Annotated in this window: 20 protein-coding genes and 1 pseudogene; 12 read left to right on the top strand and 9 right to left on the bottom strand. The window is 62.6% G+C overall.

Annotated elements, in window-relative coordinates; genetic code table 11:
• Positions 1-291: 291 nt before the first annotated feature.
• Positions 292-924 (bottom strand): ribosome biogenesis GTP-binding protein YihA/YsxC, encoded by a 633-nt coding sequence (gene yihA / locus QQ992_RS00390; RefSeq protein ID WP_286111909.1) that lies wholly within the window; start codon positions 922-924, stop codon positions 292-294.
• A 201-nt stretch (positions 925-1,125) separates the two neighbouring features.
• On the opposite strand from yihA, the gene QQ992_RS00395 reads away from it, so the two are divergent.
• From QQ992_RS00395 to QQ992_RS00425, 7 genes and pseudogenes are all read left to right on the top strand, one after another.
• Complete coding sequence (locus QQ992_RS00395; protein WP_016712845.1) at positions 1,126-1,428, top strand: c-type cytochrome; 303 nt, start codon at positions 1,126-1,128, stop codon at positions 1,426-1,428.
• 31 nt (positions 1,429-1,459) lie between these two features.
• Entirely contained in the window at positions 1,460-2,077 is a 618-nt protein-coding gene (locus tag QQ992_RS00400) for a c-type cytochrome (protein ID WP_016712846.1), read from the top strand.
• Positions 2,078-2,228: 151 nt separating this feature from the next.
• A complete protein-coding gene (dsbA, locus tag QQ992_RS00405; RefSeq protein WP_105947064.1) occupies positions 2,229-2,861 on the top strand; it encodes a thiol:disulfide interchange protein DsbA in 633 nt (210 codons plus the stop codon).
• Between the two features lie 34 nt (positions 2,862-2,895).
• A pseudogene (locus tag QQ992_RS00410) lies at positions 2,896-3,728 on the top strand (endonuclease/exonuclease/phosphatase family protein).
• Between the two features lie 27 nt (positions 3,729-3,755).
• Positions 3,756-5,684: a GGDEF domain-containing protein gene (locus QQ992_RS00415; RefSeq protein WP_286111910.1), complete on the top strand. Its 1,929-nt coding sequence runs from the start codon at positions 3,756-3,758 to the stop codon at positions 5,682-5,684.
• An 81-nt stretch (positions 5,685-5,765) separates the two neighbouring features.
• On the top strand, positions 5,766-6,554 hold the full coding sequence (locus tag QQ992_RS00420) for an N-acetylmuramoyl-L-alanine amidase (protein WP_105947061.1): 789 nt from the start codon (positions 5,766-5,768) through the stop codon (positions 6,552-6,554).
• A 78-nt stretch (positions 6,555-6,632) separates the two neighbouring features.
• A complete protein-coding gene (locus tag QQ992_RS00425; protein ID WP_105947060.1) occupies positions 6,633-8,237 on the top strand; it encodes an EAL domain-containing protein in 1,605 nt (534 codons plus the stop codon).
• 39 nt (positions 8,238-8,276) lie between these two features.
• Here the strand turns inward: QQ992_RS00425 and QQ992_RS00430 are convergent, their stop codons facing one another.
• Positions 8,277-10,058 carry a KinB sensor domain-containing domain gene (locus tag QQ992_RS00430; RefSeq protein WP_119368404.1) on the bottom strand — a complete coding sequence of 594 codons (1,782 nt, stop codon included), beginning with the start codon at positions 10,056-10,058 and terminating at the stop codon, positions 8,277-8,279.
• Complete coding sequence (algB, locus tag QQ992_RS00435) at positions 10,055-11,401, bottom strand: sigma-54-dependent response regulator transcription factor AlgB (protein ID WP_286111911.1); 1,347 nt, start codon at positions 11,399-11,401, stop codon at positions 10,055-10,057. Before algB ends, QQ992_RS00430 begins: the two co-directional genes overlap by 4 nt.
• Positions 11,402-11,821: 420 nt before the next feature.
• On the opposite strand from algB, the gene QQ992_RS00440 reads away from it, so the two are divergent.
• From QQ992_RS00440 to QQ992_RS00460, 5 genes are all read left to right on the top strand, one after another.
• Positions 11,822-12,112 (top strand): hypothetical protein, encoded by a 291-nt coding sequence (locus QQ992_RS00440; protein ID WP_119368405.1) that lies wholly within the window; start codon positions 11,822-11,824, stop codon positions 12,110-12,112.
• A gap of 42 nt (positions 12,113-12,154) precedes the next feature.
• On the top strand, positions 12,155-12,316 hold the full coding sequence (locus tag QQ992_RS00445) for a DUF1328 domain-containing protein (RefSeq protein ID WP_003252966.1): 162 nt from the start codon (positions 12,155-12,157) through the stop codon (positions 12,314-12,316).
• A 2-nt stretch (positions 12,317-12,318) separates the two neighbouring features.
• On the top strand, positions 12,319-12,789 hold the full coding sequence (locus QQ992_RS00450; protein ID WP_286111912.1) for an inhibitor of vertebrate lysozyme family protein: 471 nt from the start codon (positions 12,319-12,321) through the stop codon (positions 12,787-12,789).
• 745 nt (positions 12,790-13,534) lie between these two features.
• A complete protein-coding gene (gene gltP / locus QQ992_RS00455; RefSeq protein WP_119368407.1) occupies positions 13,535-14,863 on the top strand; it encodes a glutamate/aspartate:proton symporter GltP in 1,329 nt (442 codons plus the stop codon).
• 121 nt (positions 14,864-14,984) lie between these two features.
• Complete coding sequence (locus QQ992_RS00460; RefSeq protein ID WP_019099192.1) at positions 14,985-16,214, top strand: nucleoside recognition domain-containing protein; 1,230 nt, start codon at positions 14,985-14,987, stop codon at positions 16,212-16,214.
• On the opposite strand, the gene QQ992_RS00465 is transcribed toward QQ992_RS00460, so the two are convergent.
• From QQ992_RS00465 to QQ992_RS00490, 6 genes are all read right to left on the bottom strand, one after another.
• Positions 16,196-16,831, bottom strand: a complete 636-nt coding sequence (locus QQ992_RS00465) for an ABC-type transport auxiliary lipoprotein family protein (protein WP_286111914.1) — start codon at positions 16,829-16,831, stop codon at positions 16,196-16,198. The genes QQ992_RS00460 and QQ992_RS00465 overlap by 19 nt on opposite strands.
• Positions 16,828-17,766, bottom strand: a complete 939-nt coding sequence (locus tag QQ992_RS00470; RefSeq protein WP_016712860.1) for an MlaD family protein — start codon at positions 17,764-17,766, stop codon at positions 16,828-16,830. Before QQ992_RS00470 ends, QQ992_RS00465 begins: the two co-directional genes overlap by 4 nt.
• A 3-nt stretch (positions 17,767-17,769) precedes the next feature.
• Positions 17,770-18,561 (bottom strand): ABC transporter ATP-binding protein, encoded by a 792-nt coding sequence (locus QQ992_RS00475; protein WP_105947054.1) that lies wholly within the window; start codon positions 18,559-18,561, stop codon positions 17,770-17,772.
• Positions 18,558-19,691, bottom strand: a complete 1,134-nt coding sequence (locus tag QQ992_RS00480; protein WP_286111915.1) for an ABC transporter permease — start codon at positions 19,689-19,691, stop codon at positions 18,558-18,560. Before QQ992_RS00480 ends, QQ992_RS00475 begins: the two co-directional genes overlap by 4 nt.
• A gap of 114 nt (positions 19,692-19,805) precedes the next feature.
• The gene (locus QQ992_RS00485; protein WP_016712863.1) at positions 19,806-20,828 is read right to left on the bottom strand and encodes a DUF5924 family protein; all 1,023 of its coding nucleotides are present in this window, start codon (positions 20,826-20,828) and stop codon (positions 19,806-19,808) included.
• A gap of 94 nt (positions 20,829-20,922) precedes the next feature.
• Positions 20,923-22,329 carry a M16 family metallopeptidase gene (locus QQ992_RS00490; protein WP_286111916.1) on the bottom strand — a complete coding sequence of 469 codons (1,407 nt, stop codon included), beginning with the start codon at positions 22,327-22,329 and terminating at the stop codon, positions 20,923-20,925.
• Positions 22,330-22,343: the final 14 nt, after the last annotated feature.

Genomic DNA, 22,343 nt, shown 5'->3' on the forward strand with positions numbered 1-22,343 from the left:
GAATGGCTGGTGAAGCCCTTCGATGCTCCTATGTTGTGTTAAGTGTTGGCAGATATCTGGACCCCGCCCTAGCGGTCCGGACTTGGACCCCGAACTTCCCCCTCCCCATACGAAGTCCGGGGTTTTTTTTGCCCGGAATTTCTGGTCTGTGCGGTCCTTGTAGGAGCGGCCTTGTGTCGCGATGGGCTGCGTAGCAGCCCCAGGATTTCAGCGCTGGCGCATAGATTGCCGGGGCTGCTTTGCAGCCCATCGCGACACAAGGCCGCTCCTACATAGAGCGCGGTGCAGCCTTCAGGCTACCGGCTTGTCTTCCAGCTCCATCCAGTCCGCCAGCACCCGGTAGGCGTCGTCCACGCCCAGGCGCTTGGGCGCCGAGAACAGCTGGATGGTCACGCCATCGCCCCAGCCCTTGCGGATTTCCGACTGCACTTTTAGCAAGGTGTTCTTGCCCGCGCCGTGGGTCAGTTTGTCAGCCTTGGTCAGCAGGATGTGCATGGGCATGCGGCTGGCCTTGGCCCAGTCGAGCATCATCTTGTCGAAGTCGGTCATCGGGTGGCGCACGTCCATCATCAGGATCACGCCACGCAGGCATTCCCGGCTACCCAGGTAGGCTTCCAGGTGTTTCTGCCAGTGCTGCTTGAGCGGAATCGGCACTTTTGCATAACCGTAGCCCGGCAGGTCGACCAAACGCCGTTCATCGTCCAGACTGAAGAAATTCAACAGCTGGGTGCGCCCGGGGGTTTTCGAGGTACGCGCCAGGCTGGCATGGGTCAGGGTGTTGAGGGCGCTGGATTTGCCGGCGTTGGAGCGGCCGGCAAAAGCCACCTCGTAACCCTGGTCGTCCGGGCATTGTTCGACCTTGGCAGCGCTGAGGGCGAATTTGGCTTTCTGGCAGAGGCCGAGGATGGGGTTCTTGACTTGCATGGGATATCCGATGTGGGTGTTGCCTGACTCTGAAGGCCCGAGCCTGGCAAGCGGTGTCGTTTCCGTTTGGATGGCGGAAGTATATAATGCCCCAGTTTTTGTGTGCTCATTCTCCCAGCGAAGGGGAAGGAGCATGGGGTGTCGAACAATAGCTCGCGCAACAGAACGCAGCGCGGCCCCCAACCCTGAAGGTCGTTCCGCATGGCGAAATGGCTGCTTGCTGTCGGTATGTTCCTGCCGGTTTTCAGCGCACAGGCTACACAGGATCCCGAGGTGTTGTACAACCGCACGTGTGCGGCCTGTCACACCGGGCAGTTGCCACAGGCACCCAGACGGGGTGACCGGGCAGCATGGGAGCCAAGGCTGGCGCAAGGCATGGAGGTACTGGTGAAGCACGTGACCCAGGGTTTCAAGGCTATGCCGCCGCGTGGATTGTGCATGGACTGCAGTGCCGAGGACTACCGTTTGGTCATCCTTTGGATGAGCGGCAGTCCCGATACATAACATTTCACCCTTAGCCGTGTTGGATTAGCTGATGAACAAACTAGTCGTGAGTCTGCTGTTGACCCTGGGTGTCGCAGGTGCGGCCACTGCTGCGCAACCTATCAAAGGCGATGCCGCCGCCGGCCAGGCCAAGACGGCCGTTTGTGGCGCCTGCCACAACCCCGACGGCAACAGCCTGGCACCGAACTTCCCCAAATTGGCCGGCCAGGGCCAGCGTTACCTGGAAAAACAACTGCACGACATCAAGTCGGGCAAGCGCACCGTGCTGGAAATGACCGGCATGCTGGCCGCGTTCAGCGACCAGGACCTGGCTGACATTGCCGCCTACTTCGCCAGCCAGAAAGGCAGCGTGGGGGCCGCCGATCCCAAGCTGGTCGAGCGTGGCCGTGCGCTGTTCAACGGCGGCGACCTGGAAAAAGGCATGCCGGCCTGCACAGGCTGCCACTCGCCGAATGGCGCGGGCATCGCCCTGGCTGGCTTCCCGCACCTGGGTGGGCAGCATTCGCAGTACGTGACCAAGCAGCTCACGGACTTCCGCGAAGGCAACCGCACCAACGATGGCGATGCGATGACCATGCGCACCATCGCCGGCAAGCTGAGCAACCACGACATCGAAGCGTTGGCCAGCTACATCCAGGGCCTGCATTAACTTTCAGTTAATGTTGTAGGCCAATGATGAAAGGGCGGCCGGGCCGCCCTTTTTTCAGTCCGCAGCCGTTACACTACAGAACTCGAGCCCTTCCCGGCCTGTCCTAGTGCAGGTCGCGTCGTGGCGACCCATGACTGCTCAGGAGTAAAGCATGCGTAAACTGATTCTCAGCGCTGCGCTGGTCGCCGCCAGCGTGTTCGGTATGACAGCCGTCCAGGCCGCCGAGCCTGTCGCCGGCAAGGAATACATCGAGCTGAGCAACCCTGTTCCGGTTTCCGTGCCTGGCAAAGTCGAAGTGGTCGAGCTGTTCTGGTACGGCTGCCCACATTGCTACCACTTCGAACCGGTCATCAACCCATGGGTCGAAAAACTGCCCAAGGACGTCAACTTCAAGCGCGTACCGGCCATGTTCGGCGGCCCATGGGACGCACACGGCCAGATGTTCCTCACCCTTGAAGCCATGGGCGTCGAGCACAAGGTTCACGCGGCGGTGTTCGATGCCATCCAGAACCAGCGCAAGCGCCTGACCGACCCTAACGACATGGCCGACTTCCTCGCCACCCAAGGCGTGGACAAGGACAAGTTCCTCGCCACCTTCAACTCGTTCGCCATCAAGGGCCAGGTCAACCAGGCCAAAGAGTTGGCGAAAAAGTACGAAATCACCGGTGTACCGAGCATGGTAGTCAACGGCAAGTACCGCTTCGACCTGGGCACCGCTGGCGGGCCGGAAGGCGTGCTGAACGTTGCCGACCAACTGATCGCCAAGGAGCGCGCCGCTAAGTAAGCGGCGTAACCCATGCCCCGCTTCCGAGCCACGCGTGGCATTGGCCTGCACCAGCCGCAGGTCAATGAGCATCACCTGCAGGCCTCTGGCCTGCCCGAGGATGGTCGGCTGCGGCTGCTCAGTTTCAATATTCAGGTCGGCATCAGCACCGAGCGCTACCGGCATTACCTGACCCGCAGCTGGCAGCACTTGCTGCCGCACAACGGTCGGGCCGGCAACCTGCAGAAAATCGGCGAACTGCTGGGCGACTTCGACCTGGTGGCCTTGCAGGAAGCCGATGGTGGCAGCCTGCGCTCGGGCTACATCAACCAGGTCGAGCACCTGGCTCAATTGGGGGCCTTCCCCTACTGGTACCAGCAACTCAACCGCAACCTCGGGCGTTTCGCCCAGCACAGCAATGGCGTGCTCAGCCGCCTGAAGCCGCAGTTGCTCGAAGACCACCCGTTGCCAGGCCCGGCCGGCCGTGGGGCGATCCTGGTGCGTTTTGGTGAGGGCGAGGATGCGTTGATCGTGGTGATGATGCACCTGGCGCTCGGCGCCAAGACGCGTGCCCTGCAACTGGGTTATATCCGCGAGCTGATTGGCGGTTATCGTCATCAGGTGCTGATGGGCGACATGAACACCCATGCCACCGACCTGCTGGAGCACTCGCCGCTGCGCGACCTGGGCCTGATTGCCCCGCAAGTCGAGGCCACCTTCCCCAGCTGGCGACCACAGCGTTGCCTGGACCATATCCTGCTCAGCCCAAGCCTCACGCTGGAGCGTGTCGAGGTGCTGGCGCGGCCAATTTCCGACCACCTTCCCGTTGCAGTCGAGATTCGATTGCCTGATGCATTGACTGTGGATACGCTGCCGGTCTTGAGCTAATTGCCATCACCGTTTGCGGACCCGGGCATGACTGAAGACGCTGAGCGCTGGAAAGAAAAATACCTTAAAAGCATCGAGCAGCAAGAAAAGCTCGAACGCCGGTGGGACGCCCGTCTCGACCTGCTTCGTCGTGGCCTGGTGCGCAGCAGCCTGGCTGCAGAAGGCAGTGACAAGGTGGTGGACGCGTGCATGAAGGAAATGCGCGAAGTCATCCGCAGCGACAACATGGACGCCGGCCTCGCCGGTTTGATCCCGCGCCTTGAAAAGGCGGTGCTGGACTCCGAACAGCGCCGTGAAACCCGCATGAACCAGGTCAGCGATGCGCTCGCCGCGCTGGTTGGCCAATTGCAAGGCCTGTCGCTGCCCAGCGATATCTCGCGTCCGCTGAAAAAACTGGCGAAGAAGCTCGATGGTGGCGTTGCCCAGTCCCGCGATCTGCCGCCGCTGCTGGGCGAGTTGAGTGGCTTGCAGGGCCGTGCCCTGTCGGCGCTTGGTAAACCGGAGGATGAAGCCCGGCCTGGGTTCTTGCAGCGCTTGTTCGGTAGCCGCGAGGATGACCCGCAAGGCGAGCCAGTACCTGAGCCGGTGGCAGTGTCTGCTGCCGAAGCGCCGCCTCAGGTTGCGCAGCCCCCTCTCGAAGCCCCGCAGCCCGACGATGTGGATGCGCTGCAACCGTTGCCGGCGCTTGTCCCCGAAGCGAGCGCAGCGGCCGAACCCGAGCCGGAGCTACAGGGCCCGGCGCTGATCGAAACGGCTGAAACACCTACCGTCCAGCAACCGCTGCCGGATGAAGTGCTCGAGCCCGAGGCGGCCGCCAGCGAACCCGTGGCTGCAGCACAACCGGCACCCACGCTCGAAGAGACGTTCGGCGAAGACGGCCCCTATGCCCTGCCCTATGCCGTCGAGCCACCCTACAGCCAGGTTGCCGCGCACATCGAGCAGACCCTGATCGGCCTGCTTGACGACCTCAGCCTGCCCGAGCGGCACAAGGCCCAGGCGCTGGAAATGCGCGAGCGGGTTGCCCGCGGCCTGAACTGGTACGAGCTGATCCCGGTGCTGGATGACCTCGCTGTACTGATGCTGGCAATAACCGACAGCGGCCAGCACGAATTCGAAACCTACCTGCAACAGCTCAACGAACGCCTGGAAGGTTTCCAGAGCCACCTGCAGGAGGCCAGCGCCGGCCATGCCGACAACAGCAGCGCTGCCCGCGAACTGGATACCCAGCTGCGCGAGCACGTCGACGGTTTGCAAAGCAGTGTGCAAGGCGCCGCCGATGTGGACAGCCTCAAGCACATCCTGGAAAACCGGCTGGAAGGCCTGTTGGTCACCATGGACGAGCACAAGCTCGAGCGTGATCGCCGCGAGCAGGAGCTGGCTGGCCGCCTGCAAGGCCTGTCGGAGCGGGTGGCGAACATGGAGCATGAAGCGCTTGGCTACCGTGAACACCTGGAAGAGCAACGGCAGAAAGCCCTGCTCGACCCGCTCACCGGCTTGCCCAATCGTGCGGCCTGGAGCGAGCGGGTAGAACGCGAAATACTCGAATGGCAAGAGGCCGGCGGCCATCTGGCCATGGCGATTCTCGACCTGGACCACTTCAAGCGCATAAACGATAGCTATGGGCACCTGGCCGGGGACAAGGTCCTCAAGATTGTTGCTGACCAGCTGCGCAAACGCCTGCGTGGTCGTGACTTCATTGCCCGTTTCGGGGGCGAGGAGTTTGTCCTGTTGCTGCCGCAGACGTCACCCGCAGCAGCGGCCCAAGTGGCGGAAGTACTGCGCGCCACCGTAGAGGCCTGCCCGTTCCACTTCAAGGGCGAGCGGGTGGTGATCACCACTTCTATCGGCCTGGGGGCGTTTCGCTCTGGCGAGCGTGGCGACCAGGTGCTCAAACGCGCCGATGCGGCGCTGTACCGGGCCAAGGAGCTGGGACGTAACCGCGTCGAGCAGAGCTAGCGTTTGCTGACACTGACCCACGGTAAGCGCGGCCATGGGGAGCACGTTATACTGTAGCGCTCATTTGCTGAGGCCACTGACGTGCTTTCCACGCTTAAAAAAACGCTGATTTCCTTTTTGCTGTTGTCTGTTGCCGGATGTTCGACGGGGTTGCGCATCGACCGCAGCCACCCCTCGGCCAACCAGGACAACCGCATCCAGTTCGTTGTACTGCATTACACCAATGCCTCCCTGGAGCGCTCCCTGGCGTTGCTTACCCAGGGTGAGGTCAGCAGCCATTACCTGATCGGCGACGGCCCGGCCACGGTGTATCAACTGGTGGATGAAAACCGTCGTGCCTGGCATGCCGGCGACAGCCAGTGGCAGGGGCGCACCTGGCTGAACTCGTCGTCCATCGGGATCGAGATCGTCAACCCGGGTTTCACCGACACGCCGAATGGCCGCGTCTGGCACCCTTATAGCGAAGCACAGGTCCAGTCGCTGATCGCGCTGCTCAAGGACATCGTCAAACGTAACAACATCGAGCCCCGGCACATCATTGGCCACAGTGATATCGCACCATCACGCAAGCTGGACCCGGGCCCGCTGTTCCCGTGGAAGCGCCTGGCCGATGCGGGGCTGGGTATCTGGCCTGATGCCAATGCCGTGGCACGCCAACAGGCCTACTTCAGCGTCAACCCGCCAAGCGTTGGCTGGTACCAGCAGGAACTGGCGCGGTTTGGCTATCAAGTCGAGCAGACCGGGGTGCTGGATGTCGCCACCCGCCATGTGATTGCTGCGTTCCAGATGCGCTTCCGTCCGCAGCGTTTCGACGGCATGCCCGATGCGCAGACGGCGGCGATGCTGCAGGTGCTCAACCGGATGCGTTGAGCCTGCAGCGAGGCGCTAAACGGCGAGGATGATTTTTGATCCAGTTGCTATACCTTGGTAATCAACTGGATGCCTTCGATGTCAGCTCTCATTTCTACGCTGCGCCAATTTTTTTACCGTCCCTGGATGCTGGCCACCTTGGCAGCATTGGCCAGCGCAGCACTTTTGCTTACTGCCAGCATCGGCATTGCCCTGCAGCAGATGAAGCAAAGCGAGAGCGAACAGATGAACGCCCAGGGCGAGCGTTTTCTCGACCGCCTCGAGCAGGTATTCGGCCAGTTGCGCGAAGGGGTCGACCTGCTGCAGGCCCAGCCCCTGCGTGGCTGCAGCCCGGCGATGTTGGCGGCGTTGCAGCAGGTTGGCCTGAGTTCGCGGTTCATCTATGAAGCGGCCTATGTGGATGGTGACGTCGCCTGCTCCAACCGTGGCGATGAGCGGGCGTTCGAGCCTTTGCGGGCACCCGACATCCAGGGGCCGACCTACAGCTACTGGTTGAACACCACGACCGAGCCGAACGAGAACCTGGCTGCGTTGATGCTGGGCCGGGGCAAGTTCGTGGTCTCCACCTCGCGTGGGCACCTGACCGACGTGGTCGACCTGCCACCGGGCGGCAGCCTGGTGGTGGTGCTGGACAACGGTGCCCGGGCCATACCCGTGCTCGGCCCGCCACAGGTGTGGCCGCCGCCCTCGGCCTGGTCGACCAGCCACAAGTCGTTGCTCGAACTCAGTGACCGGCTGATCTACCGCATGCCCACCAAGTCGCCGGATTACCAATTGGTGCTGATTGCCCCACGGGCCAGCTTGCCGTTGAGAATGAATGGCATGCTCTGGCTGCTGTTCCCTGGCAGCGTGTTGGCTGCCTGCTGCATCGGCTGGCTGGTGCTGCAGTTGATCCTGCAACGGCGGTCGATGAGTTCGGAGTTGCAGAATGCCTTGCGCCGTGGAGAGCTGCAGGTGCTCTACCAGCCGATCTTCGAACTCGACACACGGCGCTGTGTAGGCGCCGAGGCCCTGGTGCGCTGGCGTCGTCCGGATGGCACGCTGACCAGCCCGGACCTGTTTATCCCGTTGGCGGAAAACACCGGGCAGATACGCCAGATCACGGATTTTGTCTTGCAGCGCGTCCTCGAACAGCTGGGGCAGCTGCTGCGCTCGCACCCCAAACTGTACATATCGGTGAACCTGGCCGCCTGCGATGTGATGGTGCCGCGTATTGGCCGGGTGGCGGCACGCCTGCTGGCCCTGCACCGGGTGGCCGCTAGCCAGATTGCGTTCGAGGTGACCGAGCGCGGCTTGATCGACGTGGTGGTGGCTCGTGACAACCTGCAGGCGCTACGCGCGGTGGGACATCAGGTGCTGATCGACGACTTCGGTACCGGCTATTGCAGCCTGGCCTATCTGCAAACCCTGCCGGTGGACTGCCTGAAGATCGACAAGGCCTTCATCGATGCGCTGGGCCACGATGCCGCCAGCAGCGGGGTAGCCCCGCATATCATTCGCATGGCCCATGACCTGCACCTGCGGGTGATTGCCGAAGGCATCGAATGCGAGGACCAAGCGGTGTTGCTGAACAGTGAAGGGGTCAATTACGGCCAGGGCTGGCTGTTTGCCCGACCGCTGAATGCCCGGCAGTTTGCCGAGCTGGTGACCCGCGGGCAGCTGCCGCGCCGGGTTGAACATTGAGAAGTCCTGCGCCCGCGAAGCGGCCGGTACAGGCGATACTCAAACCGGCAGCGCCATGTAGAACTGTGTCCCCTGCCCTGGCCGGGAAAACACGCCCATGCGCCCGCCATGCAGCTGCACGATTTCCTTGCACAGCGCCAATCCTAGCCCTGCACCGCCCTTCTTGCGCCCTACCTGCACAAACGGCTCGAAAATGCGCCCCTGCTGCCCATAGGCAATCCCTTCGCCTGTGTCCTCGACGCTGATGATCACCCGCTCGGCATGCCGCCGCGCATGCAGGCGGATACGCCCGCCGTTGGCGGTATGGCGGATGGCGTTGTGCAGCAGGTTGTCCAGAACCCGATCAAGTTGCGTAACGTCGGCCTGAATGCGCGGGAGCGGTGGCTCAAGTGCCTTGACCAGTTCAACCTGCTTGTTTGCCGCCTGCTCGGCAAAACGCAGTTGTGCGCGCTCCAGCAATTCGTCGATGGCACAGGGGGCCAGGTCGAGTTTCTGCAGCCCGCTCTGGTAACGAGAGAAGTTGAGCAGGTCGTTGATCAGCTGGGTAAGCCGCTGCATTTCTTCGCCGATGGTTTCCAGCAAGTCATTCTCGCGTGCCTCAGGCGGAAACTTGACCCGCTCGCGCAACAGCCCGAAGGCCATGTGCATGCCGGTTACCGGGGTGCGCAGTTCGTGGGACGCGCGTAGCACGAACTCACTGCGCACGCGTTCGAAGGCCCGTTGCTCGGTCACATCGTGCAGCACCATCACCGCGCCAAGAATCGGCCCTTGCGGGTGGCTCACCGGGGTCAGGCTGTAGGTCAGCAGGCGCGTTTCTTCATCCACCTCCATGGTCAGGTCTTCCGGCGGGCGGTCCAGATTGCCGCCGCGCAGCACCTGACGCAGCTGCTGCTCCAGCTCCGGCCGCCGCAGGGCTTCGGCCAGGCTGCTGCCCACGCGGCTATCATTCCAGCCGAGCTGGCGCTGCGCCACCGGGTTGAGGTGTTCCAGGCGGCCCTGGCGGTCGATGATCAGCAGGCCATCGTCGATGCTGTCGAGCACGGCCTGCAGGCGCTGCTGCCCGGCCAGCAATTCGTCGACGTTGGTAGCCTGGTGCTTGCGCAAGGCATCGGCCATGAGGCCAAAGCGGCGGGTCAGCTGGTTCAGCTCGGTGGCCTGGGTGACTGGCAGGGTGACGTCAAAGTTGCCCTTGCCCAGCTGGTCGGCTGCTTTGGCCAAGGCTTCGATCGGTTGGCCAAAGCGTCGGGCGATGTTGTGTGCAGTAATGAAGCCCAGCACCAGCACCACCAGGCCCATCAGGCCGAGCACGCCGCTGACCAGCAGGGCGCGGTCACGGCTGTATTCCTCGCTGCGGGTGATGAGGTCCAGCGCCTGTTTGTGGGAATCGATCAGGTCGGTACGCACCTGGTTGAAGGCGGCCCCCAAGGGTTGGTCGACACCCATGCTACGCGCGGGCGCGGGGCTGTCACGGTAGGCTTGCAGGAACGCCTGGTAGTTACTGCCGGCCTTGCTGAAGCCGGTGCGCTCTCCGCCTTGCTCCAGGCCCTGGTTCAGCAAGGCCTGGAAGTTTTCTTGCAGCAGCCGCAGGTTTTCCGGGGCCGTGCCTTCATCAAGGATCAGGGTCAACTGTTCGCCAAGGTTCTGCCGCAACTTCAGCCCCACTTCCAGGGCGTGGGTGGTGTCACGCACCAGCTGCTGTTGCACGGTTGCCATCTGCAGCACGCTGACCAGGCCCAGCAGCAGCCCGAGCAAGGCCACCGTGACCAGTGCCGAGATACTCAGGAAAAGCCGCGTGCGCAGCTTCATGGGCGGCCACTTCATAGGTTGTACTGCTTGCGCTTGCGGTACAGGGTGGAGGCGTCGATGCCCAAGGTTTTGGCGGCCTGGTCGAGGGTGTCGCTGGCAGCCAGCACCGCGCCGATGTGGGCGCGCTCCAGCTCGTCCAGGCTCAGCGCGGCACCTACGCGCGGGGCATTGCCAGCCGGCTGTTCGCCCATCCCGAGGTGGCTGATTTCCACGCGCTCCTGCGGGCAGATGATACTGGCCCGCTCTACCACGTTACGCAGTTCGCGAATGTTGCCGGGCCAGCGGTAGTTGAGCAGGGCGGCGCGCGCTTCGTCGCTGAAGCCCCGGGCGGGGCGGGAGTATTCCTTGACGAAGCGGGCAAGGAAGCGGTCGGCCAGGGTCAGGATGTCTTCACTGCGTTCGCGCAGGGGCGGCAGGTGCAGGGTGATGACGTTCAGGCGGTACAGCAGGTCTTCGCGGAAGCGGCTTTCGCGCACCATCTCTTCGAGGTTGAGGTTGGTGGCGGCCAGGATGCGTACATCTGCACGCCGTGTCACGGGGTCGCCCACGCGCTCGTATTCCTTGTCCTGAATGAACCGCAGCAACTTGGGTTGCAGGGTCAGCGGGAAGTCGCCGATCTCGTCGAGGAACAACGTACCCCCATCAGCCTGGCTGACCCGCCCCAACGTGCTTTCGCTGGCACCGGTAAAGGCGCCGCGGGTGTGGCCGAACAGTTCGCTTTCCATCAGCTCGGCGTTCAGCGACGGGCAGTTGATGGTCACGCAGGCTTTGCGGGCACGTTTGCTCCAGCCATGGATGGCCCGGGCCAACTCGCCTTTACCCGTACCGGACTCGCCAAGAATGAGGATATTGGCGTCGGTGGTGGCGACCTGGCGGGCAGTTTCCAGCACCGCCATCATGGCCGGGCTGTGCGAGTCCAGGCCGTCCTTGGGTTTGCGCATTTCGCCTTCCAGGGCCTCCAGGCGTGCTGAAAGCTGGCGCACTTCCAGTTGCTTGGCGGTGGCCAGGCGCAACTGATCGGGGCTGCATGGCTTGACCAGGTAGTCGGCGGCGCCGGCCTGGATGGCATCCACCGCTGTATCGATTGCCGAGTGCGCGGTCACGATCACCACGCGCATCCAGGGTGCCTGGATGCGCATCTGCGCCAGTACATCCAGGCCGTTGTCCTCGCCCAGGCGTAAATCCAGGAAGCAAAGGTCGAACACCTGGCGCTGCAACAGCGTTTCGGCCTGGGCGGCGCTGTTGGCTGTGGCCACGCTGTAGCCTTCGTCTTCCAGGCAGTAGCGGAAGGTGCGCAGGATCGCGGACTCGTCATCCACCAGCAGAATGCGGCCTTGGTTGTCCTGGGCTGATTCCATTTCCTGCGCTCCTTAGGGATAGATCTTCATTTAGTGTGGGAAAAATCGGGCAAGTTGCATGGTCGATTCTGAAGGATTCTGTCCTCTGCATGCTAGCCAATGGCCAATTGGCGCCTGGAAGCTGCGTTAACCCGATGATTTGCTTAGAGGCACGGGATGGCACATTGGTTGCGGAGGTTTTTGCTTTTGCCTACAAAAAACGGCCTCCCGCTTTGTTCCGCCCGTGATGCTGACTTCCAGGGCTGATCGTGCAATTCGCACGACCACACAGGCGGCATCGTGCAGGATACGTCCCTGCTGAACGTTGATTTAAATATTAAGTTATTGATTTTAAAGGTATTTTTTAAAATCAAAAGGCTGGCATGCAGGCTGCAATTACCTGTTCAGGTTTGAACAACAATTACAGCAGGAGGAGCCGGCATGAACCGCCAATCCGTCAACCGCTCGCAGAACGCCGCACTGCCCCTGCGCCAGATGTTGTCTCTCGGCATGGCGCTGCTGCTGACCTTGGCCGCTGGCCTCTTCTATTACAGCTGGCAGACCGCGCGTCTGGCTGAGCAAGTGGCAGCGCAGACTGCTTTGTTGACGCAGATTCAGGCAACCCGTGCCAATACCCTGGTCAAGGCAGCTGAGCCATTGCCTGCCGGCCAGGCCTCTGCCTCACCGGCCACCCTGGAAAATGTCGTCCCCCAGGACCGCTGGGTCTTCTGACCTGCCGGCCGCACCGATTCTGAAAAAGAAAGGAGAACCACCATGCTGAGCTGGGCTATCACTTTCCTCATCATCGCCATTGTCGCTGCCGTACTGGGCTTCGGTGGTATCGCGGGCGCTGCGACGGGTATCGCGAAGATCCTGTTCATTGTCTTCCTGGTGTTGTTCGTAGCCTCCTTCTTCTTTGGACGTGGACGAGGTTGAAGATGGGCAGGAAGCTTTGTACAGCCCTAGCTGCCACCCTGTTGCTGGGTGGCAGTGCGGCGGCGATGGCGGGCAATGACGGCCAGGTCCGGGTCGACCAGTTGCTCAGCTCGGACCCGGAGTACCGGGAAACCTGGCAGGACACGATCAAAGGCGAGGAACGCCTGCCCGATTGGGTGGTCAATCTGACCGGCAGTGCCCAGCAGCAGATGTCCGCCACTACCGAAGATGGCGACAAGTACCTGGTCGGCCCGTTGTGCGAGGCGCAGGACAACTGCACGTACAAGCGGCTGATCGTTGCATTCAGCTGGGACAAGGAGGATGCCTACGGGATGCTCGTGGAGGTGCCCGAAGGCTTGCCGAGCGACAAGTCGCCTACACGCCATGCGCAATATCGCTGGCTGGGCGACCCTGACGACGGCATGAAGGCAATGCTGCAGGAGCAGCTAAAGCGTGACCCGAACTGGTACTGAGCATTTATTGCCGGTACGGATGAAAGGTCACCGACTGTCACGTAATAGAAGCTGAACCTTTCTATATTTCAGCCTTCTATGATGCGCCGCCCCGAGGAGGGGCAGCACATGACCAAGGGGCCGGGCTGTTCTGATTGTTGCAGGATCGGAGTGGCCTAGGGGTACAGGGAGTGCCTCCAGCGATGGGCCGGGTCAGGAAAGGCGGAATCGGAAGTATCAGGTCGGCGGTGTCACAGGGATACCTGACCAGACCTGACTTCCGAGGAGCCATGTAGGAATCGCCCACTTCCTTGCGCGATTTCATCCCTGAGACACATTTTGTCTCGACCGTACATCAAATTTTTTTCGACCTTGCGGGTCCTTCTTCAAGTGGCATTTCGGCCATTCGGATTGTCGAACAAGCCATCTTTCATGCCCTTTGTGTACCGTCAAATCTGCCGAAATATGGCGGTTTGGTCTTGTTCGGGATTCCGAACGTTATAAATCAAGCACTTGCGAACCGCCTGTTTTGGCATGAAACATTATGCATTATCGGCATGGGTCATGTGCTTCCGGCATTAGATTTCCCCCTTTCCCATCGCAATAGTTGCCGCCTTTTTCGCTGGTCAGAGCGCCCTGTCGCTCGCCTGCGGTGTCCTTACATGAAGTCGCCAGACGGGTGCGCTTGAAGCCAGAGGCCTTGCCGATGGCTCTGTTACGCGTGTTTTCGTCGGGTGCCATGACCACTAGAACAAAGGGTAAAGACATGAAGAAGGCAAAACTGAGCCTCGCCTGGCAGATCGTTATCGGTCTCGTCCTGGGCGTTGCAATCGGCGCGCTACTGAATCATTTCAGTGCAGAAAAGGCATGGTGGATCAGCAACGTCCTCCAGCCCGCCGGTGACATCTTCATTCGCCTGATCAAGATGATCGTCGTCCCGATCGTGATTTCGTCGTTGATCGTGGGTATCGCCGGGGTTGGCGATGCGAAGAAACTGGGCAGCATCGGCCTGAAGACCATCATCTACTTCGAAGTGGTGACCACCATCGCCATCGTCGTGGGCCTGGTGTTGGCCAACCTGTTCCACCCGGGCGCTGGCATCGACATGAGCACCCTGGGTACCGTGGACATCTCCAAGTACCAGGCCACTGCGGCCGAGGTGCAGCATGAGCACGCGTTCATCGAGACCCTGCTGAACCTGATCCCGTCGAACATCTTCGCAGCGCTGATGCGTGGCGAAATGCTGCCGATCATCTTCTTCTCGGTCATGTTCGGCCTGGGCCTGTCGAGCCTGCAGGCCGAGCTGCGCGACCCGCTGGTACGCACCTTCCAGGCCGTATCGGAAACCATGTTCAAGGTCACCCACATGATCATGAACTACGCCCCGATCGGCGTGTTCGCCCTGATCGCCGTGACCGTGGCCAACTTCGGCTTCAGCTCGCTGCTGCCGCTGGCCAAGCTGGTACTGCTGGTGTACTTCGCCATCGCCTTCTTCGCCTTCATGGTGCTGGGCCTGGTTGCCCGCGTGTTCGGCTTCTCGGTAATCAAGATCATGCGCATCATGAAAGATGAGCTGATTCTGGCCTACTCCACCTCCAGCTCCGAAACCGTGCTGCCGCGCGTGATCGAGAAGATGGAAAAGTACGGCGCGCCGAAGTCGATCTGTTCGTTCGTGGTACCGACCGGTTACTCCTTCAACCTCGACGGTTCGACCCTGTACCAGAGCATCGCGGCCATCTTCATCGCCCAGCTCTACGGTATCGACCTGTCGTGGAGCCAGCAGCTGCTGCTGGTGCTGACCCTGATGGTCACCTCCAAAGGCATCGCTGGTGTGCCGGGCGTATCGTTCGTGGTGCTGCTGGCCACCCTGGGCAGTGTGGGTATCCCGCTGGAAGGCCTGGCCTTCATCGCCGGTGTCGACCGCATCATGGACATGGCCCGTACCGCGCTGAACGTTGTAGGCAACGCCCTGGCAGCACTGGTCATCGCGCGTTGGGAAGGCATGTACGATGCCGCCAAGGGCGAGAAGTACTACGCCTCGCTGATGGCGGGCAAGCAGGAAGCTGCAGTGGTTGGCGAAGCCGCCAAGCGCTGAACCTGATTGCTGTCCTGAAAAGCCCCGACTTGTCGGGGCTTTTTGTTGTCTGTCTGGATCACAGGCCCCGGTACAAGCAACTTCCGCTATCATTCGGGCATTTTTCAGGGGGAATACGCGGATGCTCAACGGCCTTTGGCTTGGCTTTTTCCTGGTGGCGGCAGTGTCCGCCCTAGCCCAATGGCTGGTGGGTGGTAATGCCGGGATCTTCGCGGCAATGGTCGAAAGCATCTTCGCCATGGCCAAGCTGTCGGTCGAGGTGATGGTGCTGCTGTTCGGCACACTGACCCTGTGGCTGGGCTTTCTCAAGATCGCCGAAAAGGCCGGTATCGTCGAATGGCTGGCCAAAGTGTTGGGCCCGCTGTTCGCCCGCCTGATGCCGGAAGTGCCGCCCGGCCACCCTGCCCTGGGCCTGATCACCATGAACTTCGCGGCCAACGGCCTGGGGTTGGACAACGCCGCCACGCCGATTGGCCTGAAGGCCATGCGTGCGCTGCAGGAGCTCAACCCCAGCAGCACCACAGCCAGCAACGCGCAGATCCTGTTCCTGGTGCTCAACGCCTCGTCGCTGACACTGCTGCCGGTGACCATCTTCATGTACCGGGCCCAGCAAGGCGCGCCAGACCCGACCATGGTGTTCCTGCCCATCCTGCTGGCCACCAGTGTCTCGACCCTGGTCGGCCTGCTGTCGGTGGCGGTGATGCAGCGCCTGCGCCTGTGGGACCCGGTGGTGCTCGCCTACTTCATTCCCGGCGCGTTGCTGCTGGGAGGCTTCATGGCGTTTCTCGGCACCCTGTCGGCCGCCGCGCTGGCCAGCCTGTCGTCGGTCCTGGGCAACCTCACACTGTTTGGCGTGATCATGCTGTTCCTGGTGATTGGCGCCCTGAAGCGGGTGAAGGTGTATGAAGCCTTTGTCGACGGGGCCAAGGAAGGCTTCGATGTGGCCAAGAACCTGCTGCCCTACCTGGTGGCGATGCTGGTGGCGGTGGGTGTACTGCGTGCTTCAGGCGCGCTGGAGCTGGCCCTGGACGGTATCCGCCATGCGGTGAACTGGCTGGGCCTGGACACCCGCTTCGTCGAGGGCCTGCCCACCGCGCTGGTCAAGCCGTTCTCCGGCAGCGCAGCGCGGGCCATGCTGATCGAGACCATGCAGACGCAGGGTGTAGACAGCTTCCCGGCCCTGGTAGCGGCGACCATCCAGGGCAGTACTGAAACGACCTTCTACGTGCTGGCCGTGTACTTTGGCGCGGTGGGTATCCAGCGCGTGCGCCACGCGGTCGGTTGCGCACTGCTGGCCGAGTTCTCTGGCGTGGTCGCCGCGATCTTCGTCTGCTACTGGTTCTTCGCCTGAACCTTGCGTTGTGCCTGGCTGGCCTGGTCGACGGTCCAGGTCACAACTTGCCCCACCAACTGGTCGCTGGCCTGGCCGAAACCGGCGACCACCGCTGACACCTGCTTGTCGGCCAGCGGCTGGCGGATCTCGAAACGTCTGCTGGCGAGGATGCGCTGGTTGCGGCCCTGAACCAGCCGTGCGTCATAGCGAATCACCACCTCCACCGCGCCGCCCGGGCGGTACTCACTCTGGAATGCCTGCAGCTCGCCAGCCAGCTCGTAGTCGGCCTGCAGGTTGCTGTCGTCGGCGCTCAGGCGCTGTACCTGGCCATCACGCTGGAAACCATCGAGCAAGCGGTTGCGCAGCAGCACCGGGGCCGCATCGCTCCAGCGCGCACCTTTGTAGCTGCTGACCACATCGCCCTGTGGAATCACGGCAATGCGCGGGCCGGCCAGCACTTCACTGGCCAGCGGCTTGTTCAGCCGCAATGACCAGTCCAGCGGTGCTGCCGTGCGGCTGGGCTGGTTAACCGGCAAGCGATAGAGGTCGACGGGTTCGCTCTTGGGCAGGATCGAGCAGGCACTGGCCAGGCTCAGCGCGGCCGCCAGGGCCAGTAGGCGCAGCGACGGTTTCATGGCTGGAACTCCTTGTTGTTGTCGCGGCCGAGCAGGTAGCCGCTGGGGTCGGCCTCCAGTTGCCGGGAAATACCTTTGAGTGCGTTAAGGGTTTCGCGCAGTTCGCGAATGGCAGGTGTGAGCTGGTTCAGGCCCTGGGCGCCGTCGCCGATGGCTTCGCTGTTGTTTTTCAGCAGATTGTTGATGGTGGCAGTGCTTTCGGCCAGCGACTGCATGGCCTGCTCGGCGCTGCCGATCGCCTGTTTGCCTTCGCTGCCCAGCAGGCCGTTGGCATTGCGCATCAGCGTTTGGGTTTCGGCCAGGGTGGCGCTGGCCTGCTTGCCCACCTGCACCAGTTGCTCGATGGCCTCGGCGATGCTGCCGTGCTGGCCGGCGAAGGCACCGGTGGTCTTGTCGAGGTTGGCCAAGGTGCTGCTGAGGTGGCCGATGTTGTCTTCGGAGAACATCTGGTTGGCGTTGTGCAACAGCATGTTGATGTTGGTGACCAGGTCGCTGCTGTCATTGAGCAGGCGCGAGATGGGCGACGGTGAGGCGATGATTACCGGCAGCTTGCCGTCCTTGCCCTTCAGCTCGGGGCTCTGTGGCGTGCCGCCGCTGAGCTGGATGAACGCGTTGCCGGTCACGCCGGCCAGGGTCAGCTTGGCCTGGGTGTCTTCCTTCACCGGGGTATCGCCGCTCAGGCGAACGCGGGCCAGTACCCGGCGCGGGTCTTTCGGGTCCAGGCGCAAGGTAGACACATCGCCCACCTTGATGCCGTTGTACTGCACCGGGCTGCCACGGGACAGGCCGGAAACGGCCTCGTTGAACACCACTTCGTAGTCCTTGAACGCGTCGTCGACACTGGACTTGGTCAGCCACAGGCCAAACAACATGGCGCCGGCCACCACCAGGACGGTGACCAGGCCGATTAGTACGTGATGGGCTCGGGTTTCCATTGCTCAGCGCTCCTGCCCGGCACGGGTGGCGGCCTGCTCGGCTGCACGCCCGCGGGGGCCATGAAAGTATTCTTGAATCCAGGCGTCGTTGGTCTGCTCGACTTCAGCCAGCGGGCCGGCCACCAAAACCTTCTTTTGTGACAGCACCGCGATGCGGTCGGTGATGGTGTACAGGGTGTCGAGGTCGTGGGTGATGAGGAACACCGACAGGCCAAGGGCATCGCGCAGGGTAAGGATCAGCTGGTCGAACGCGGCAGCGCCGATCGGGTCCAGGCCTGCGGTGGGTTCATCGAGGAACAGGATGTCAGGGTCCAGTGCCAGGGCTCGGGCCAGCGCGGCACGTTTGATCATGCCCCCCGACAGCGAAGACGGGTACTTGTCGGCGGCGGATATCGGCAGCCCGGCCAGGGCCAGCTTCACGCCGGCCAGGTGTTCGGCGTCGGCGCGGGACAGCCCGGCGTGCTCGATCAGCGGCAAGGCCACGTTCTCGGTAACGGTCAGCGAAGAGAACAGCGCGCCCTTCTGGAACAATACGCCAAAGCGCCGCTCGACCAGGGAACGCTGCTCTTCACGCAGGCCGGCGAGGTCCTGGCCAAACACCTTGATCTGCCCTTCGTTGGGCCGGCGCAGGCCAATGATGCTGCGCAGCAGCACCGACTTGCCGCTGCCCGAGCCGCCCACCACGGCGAGGATTTCGCCGCGGTACAGGTCCAGGTCGAGGTTTTCATGCACCACCTGGCGGCCGAAGCGGTTGCAGATGCCGCGCGCCTCGATAACGGTTTCCTGGCCACTCACCAGCCCATCTCCATGAAGAACAGGGCAGCCACCGCGTCCAGCACGATGACCACGAAAATCGACTGCACCACTGCCGATGTTGTATGCGCGCCCACTGACTCGGCGCTGCCACTGACCTTGAAGCCTTCCAGGCAGCCGATGGCGGCGATAAGGAAGGCGAAGAACGGCGCCTTGGCCAGGCCCACCAGGAAGTGCTGCACGCCGATGTCGCTTTGCAGCAGTGACAGGAACATGGCCGGTGAGATATCCAGCGTCAGGGCGCATACCACTGCGCCACCGACAATGCCGCAAATCATCGCGACGAAGGTGAGCAGGGGCAGTGAGATCAGCAGTGCAAGTACCCGTGGAACCACCAGCAGTTCCATCGGGTTCAGGCCCAAGGTGCGGATGGCGTCGATTTCCTCGTTGGCCTTCATCGAGCCGATTTGCGCGGTGAACGCGCTGGCGGTGCGGCCGGCCATGAGGATGGCGGTGAGCAGCACGGCGAATTCGCGCAGGAACGAGAATGCCACCAGGTCGACCGTGAAGACCGTTGCACCGAAGTCGGCCAGCACCGTGGCGCCGAGAAAGGCCACCACCGCACCCACCAGGAAGGTCAGCAAGGCGACGATGGGGGCCGCGTCCAGGCCGGTCTGCTCGATGTGGGCCACAACCGGGGTAATGCGCCAGCGGTGTGGTTGCAGGGCACGACGCAGCAAGGTTTCGAGGATCACGCCGACAAAGCCTAGCAATTGCATGCTGTCCTGCCACAACGTGCCGACGGCGCGGCCGATGCGTTCCAGCAGCAACATCAGCACATTGCGCTCGGGTTCCTTGATCGGGATGCAGTAGTCCTGCACCGAACAGTAAACGTTCTTGAGCAGCGCACGGCTGGCTTCGGGCAGGTCTTGGGTGCAGTGGGACAGGCGCTCGGAACCCAGCAGTTCGGCCAGCAACGAGGCGCCCGCGGTGTCCAGGCGGCCCAGCTGGCTGAGGTCGGCGACGGTGTCGGTGGTGGACTGCGCTCGCAGGCGTTCGCTCTCGCGCTTGAGGCTGGCGTAGTGCGCCAGGGTCCAGTCACCGGTTATGCGCAGGCAGGCCGGTTGGCTGCTGGTGTCCAGGGTGGCACTGGGGGTGGTCATTGGCTCCATGCTACTGACTCGGCGCTAAGGCTTAGGGGCTGATCATAGCGCAGCAGGCATGGGCTGTTTGGTGATTATGTGCTGTCTGGTGGGTTTGGAGGCCGCAAAGCGGCCCCCTTTCAATCACTGTGCCGGTGCGTCATCGACCACCTTGAAGCGCAGCACGCCAATCACCTGGCCATCCTCGGTCAGCACCCGCACCTGCCATTTGCCCACAGGGTTTGGCGGGAAGTTCTGCTTGTGGGTCCAGGCCCGGTAGCCTTCCTTGCGCCCGCCGTGGATGTCCAGGGCAATGCGGTCGACCTCTTTGCCGTCTTTTTGCCACACGTGGTAAATCCGCTCGTTCAGGCCGCGTGGTGCGTTGATGGCGGTATAGGCGTACAGGCCGCTGCTGCGAATGCGGCTGGCGGCTATTTCGTCCAACGAGTCGCCCGGTTGGCGATTCAGCACTTCGGTGCTCACCGCCACTTCGGTCATCCACAGGGTGGCCGGCGGTACCCAGGAGCGCAGCAGCCAGCCCCCGGCACCCACCGACAGGGTAACCAGCACCAGGGCGACGCCGCGCCGCCAGGTGTTGATCGGGAAGCTGCTGGCCAGGCTGGGGAACGACAGGGCCATGGCGGCGATCAGGGCCAGCTTGAAGCTTTGCGCGGTGGTCAGGTGCAGGATGATCGGCAGCGCGGTCAGCAGGGCGGCAAACAATGTCAGGGTATGCAGCGCCAGGAACAGCCAGCGCCGAGGCGCCAGCCACTTGTAGTACAGCGGGTCGGTGATCGAAATCAGGCCTGCGGCGCCGAGCAAACCGGTAAACACCAGCTGGCCGCTGTTCCAGGTGGTGGTGATGAAGAAAAACGGCAGCACGAAGAACAGCGTTTCCTGGTGGATCATCTGCGTCGCGTAGCGCAGCAGCGGCTGCGGGATTTCGCGATTGAAGGTGCGGGCGAAGAGGCCGGTCAGGGTGTTCTCCAGCATCAGCCAGACCCAGCTGACCAGCATGAGCACAGCTACCCAGCTGGCCAGGCCGGCCTGGCGGTCGACCAGGATGAAGCTGCCGATACCAGAGAGGAAACCACAAAGCGCGATGATGCCGGGGTAGCGTTTGAGCAGTTCGATGATGCGCAGGACGATATGGGGGATTTGGGGCATTGGGTCTACAACAGGAGAGGATTAGGTGGCTGTGCCGGCCTCATCGCGGGTAAACCCGCGAAAGGGCCGGTACTGGCAAAAGGATACCGCTGATCTACCGCTGTCGTGTAGCACCACTCGGCCGTTGCGGGCCATGCCGCCGCCAGCGCAGCAACCCGGCCGCCAATATCAGCCCCACTATCAGCGCGGCCAGCCCGTACAGCTCGTCATAGCCGAGCAATGGCTTCTCGATACGCAGGTAACCCTCTTCCTTCAGCAACGCCTTCAGCGCCTCATTGGCCTGCTCCAGGCTAACCTGTCGCAACTTGCGCACCGGGTTGGCAAAGCGCCCGTCGGTGTAGTCGTTCAGCGCCCCCCAGTAGTAGTCGGCCAGGGCGCTGTTGCCCTGGGTGCTCCAGCTTTCCTTGGCAACGCTGGCGTCCTTGACGCGGGCGAAGGTGTCCGGGTCGAGGCCTTCCTTGCGCAGGTGCTCGAACAACGCCTGCATCACCTTCACCGCCTTGTCGATGTCGTCGCGTTCCAGGTCGGCATTGAGGCTGAGCAGGCCGGTATCGCCAAAGCTTTCACGCTGCACCGATGGCCCGTAGGACAGCCCGTTGCGCAGGCGTAGCTGGTCGTACAGCGCCCAGTCCAGGTAACGCGACAGCAGGTCGAGGGTGGCCTGATGGTCGTTGTCCAGCACCGGCTCGATGAACAGCCAGTGCAGCTTGACGCTGTCGCCCAACCAGCCCCGGGTCAGGTCGCGGCGCTGCTCGGCCTGATGGGTGATGCTTTCCAGGTTGCGGCGTTCTTCCGGCTCGGTGGCTGGCAGTTCGCCAAAGGTGCGTTCCAGGTAGGCTGGCAGCAAGCGATCGAGGCCGCCGACCATGATCAGGGTCATGTTGTTGGCGGCGTACCAGCGGTCACGCAAGGCCTGTACCTGCTCCAGGGTCATGTCGTCGATATTGGAGCGCTCGGGGCATTTCAGGCCCAGCTCGGTCGCCAGCTGGTCACTGGCAGGGTGGCCGATATCCTGGCGGTCGAGCCAGCGCTGCAGGTGCCCATAGTGGCCGCCATCTTCGCGCTCGATGATGCGCTTGGCGGTGGCCAGGGCTTTGGCATCGATACGGGTGTCGCGGATTATCGCCAGCAGCAGGTCGAGCACTTTGCGCTGGTTGCGTGCGGGGGCTTCGATGACAAACGTGGTGTCGGCGCTGCTGGTGTAGGCATTCCACTCGCCGCCGAGCGATTGCAGGCGCTCTTCCAGGCCGCCCTCGCCGGTTTCGTCGATGCCGCTGAACAGCAGGTGCTCAAGCAGGTGCGGCAGCTCTTTCTGTTCGCAATCGAAGTCGTCCAGGCCCACCCCGACCACCAGGCGAATCGCCACATGGTCGCGCTCGTAGCCGTTTTTCAGAATGACCTGCAGGCCGTTGGGCAGCAGGTAGCCCTCAACCCGGGAGCGGTCGAGGGCCAATGAGGGCAGGCTGCAGATCAGCAGGCAAACGAACATCAGGCAACGCATGGGCGAGCTTCGGT

This window comes from Pseudomonas kurunegalensis (assembly GCF_030291635.1).
Taxonomy (GTDB): Bacteria; Pseudomonadota; Gammaproteobacteria; order Pseudomonadales; family Pseudomonadaceae; genus Aquipseudomonas; species Aquipseudomonas monteilii.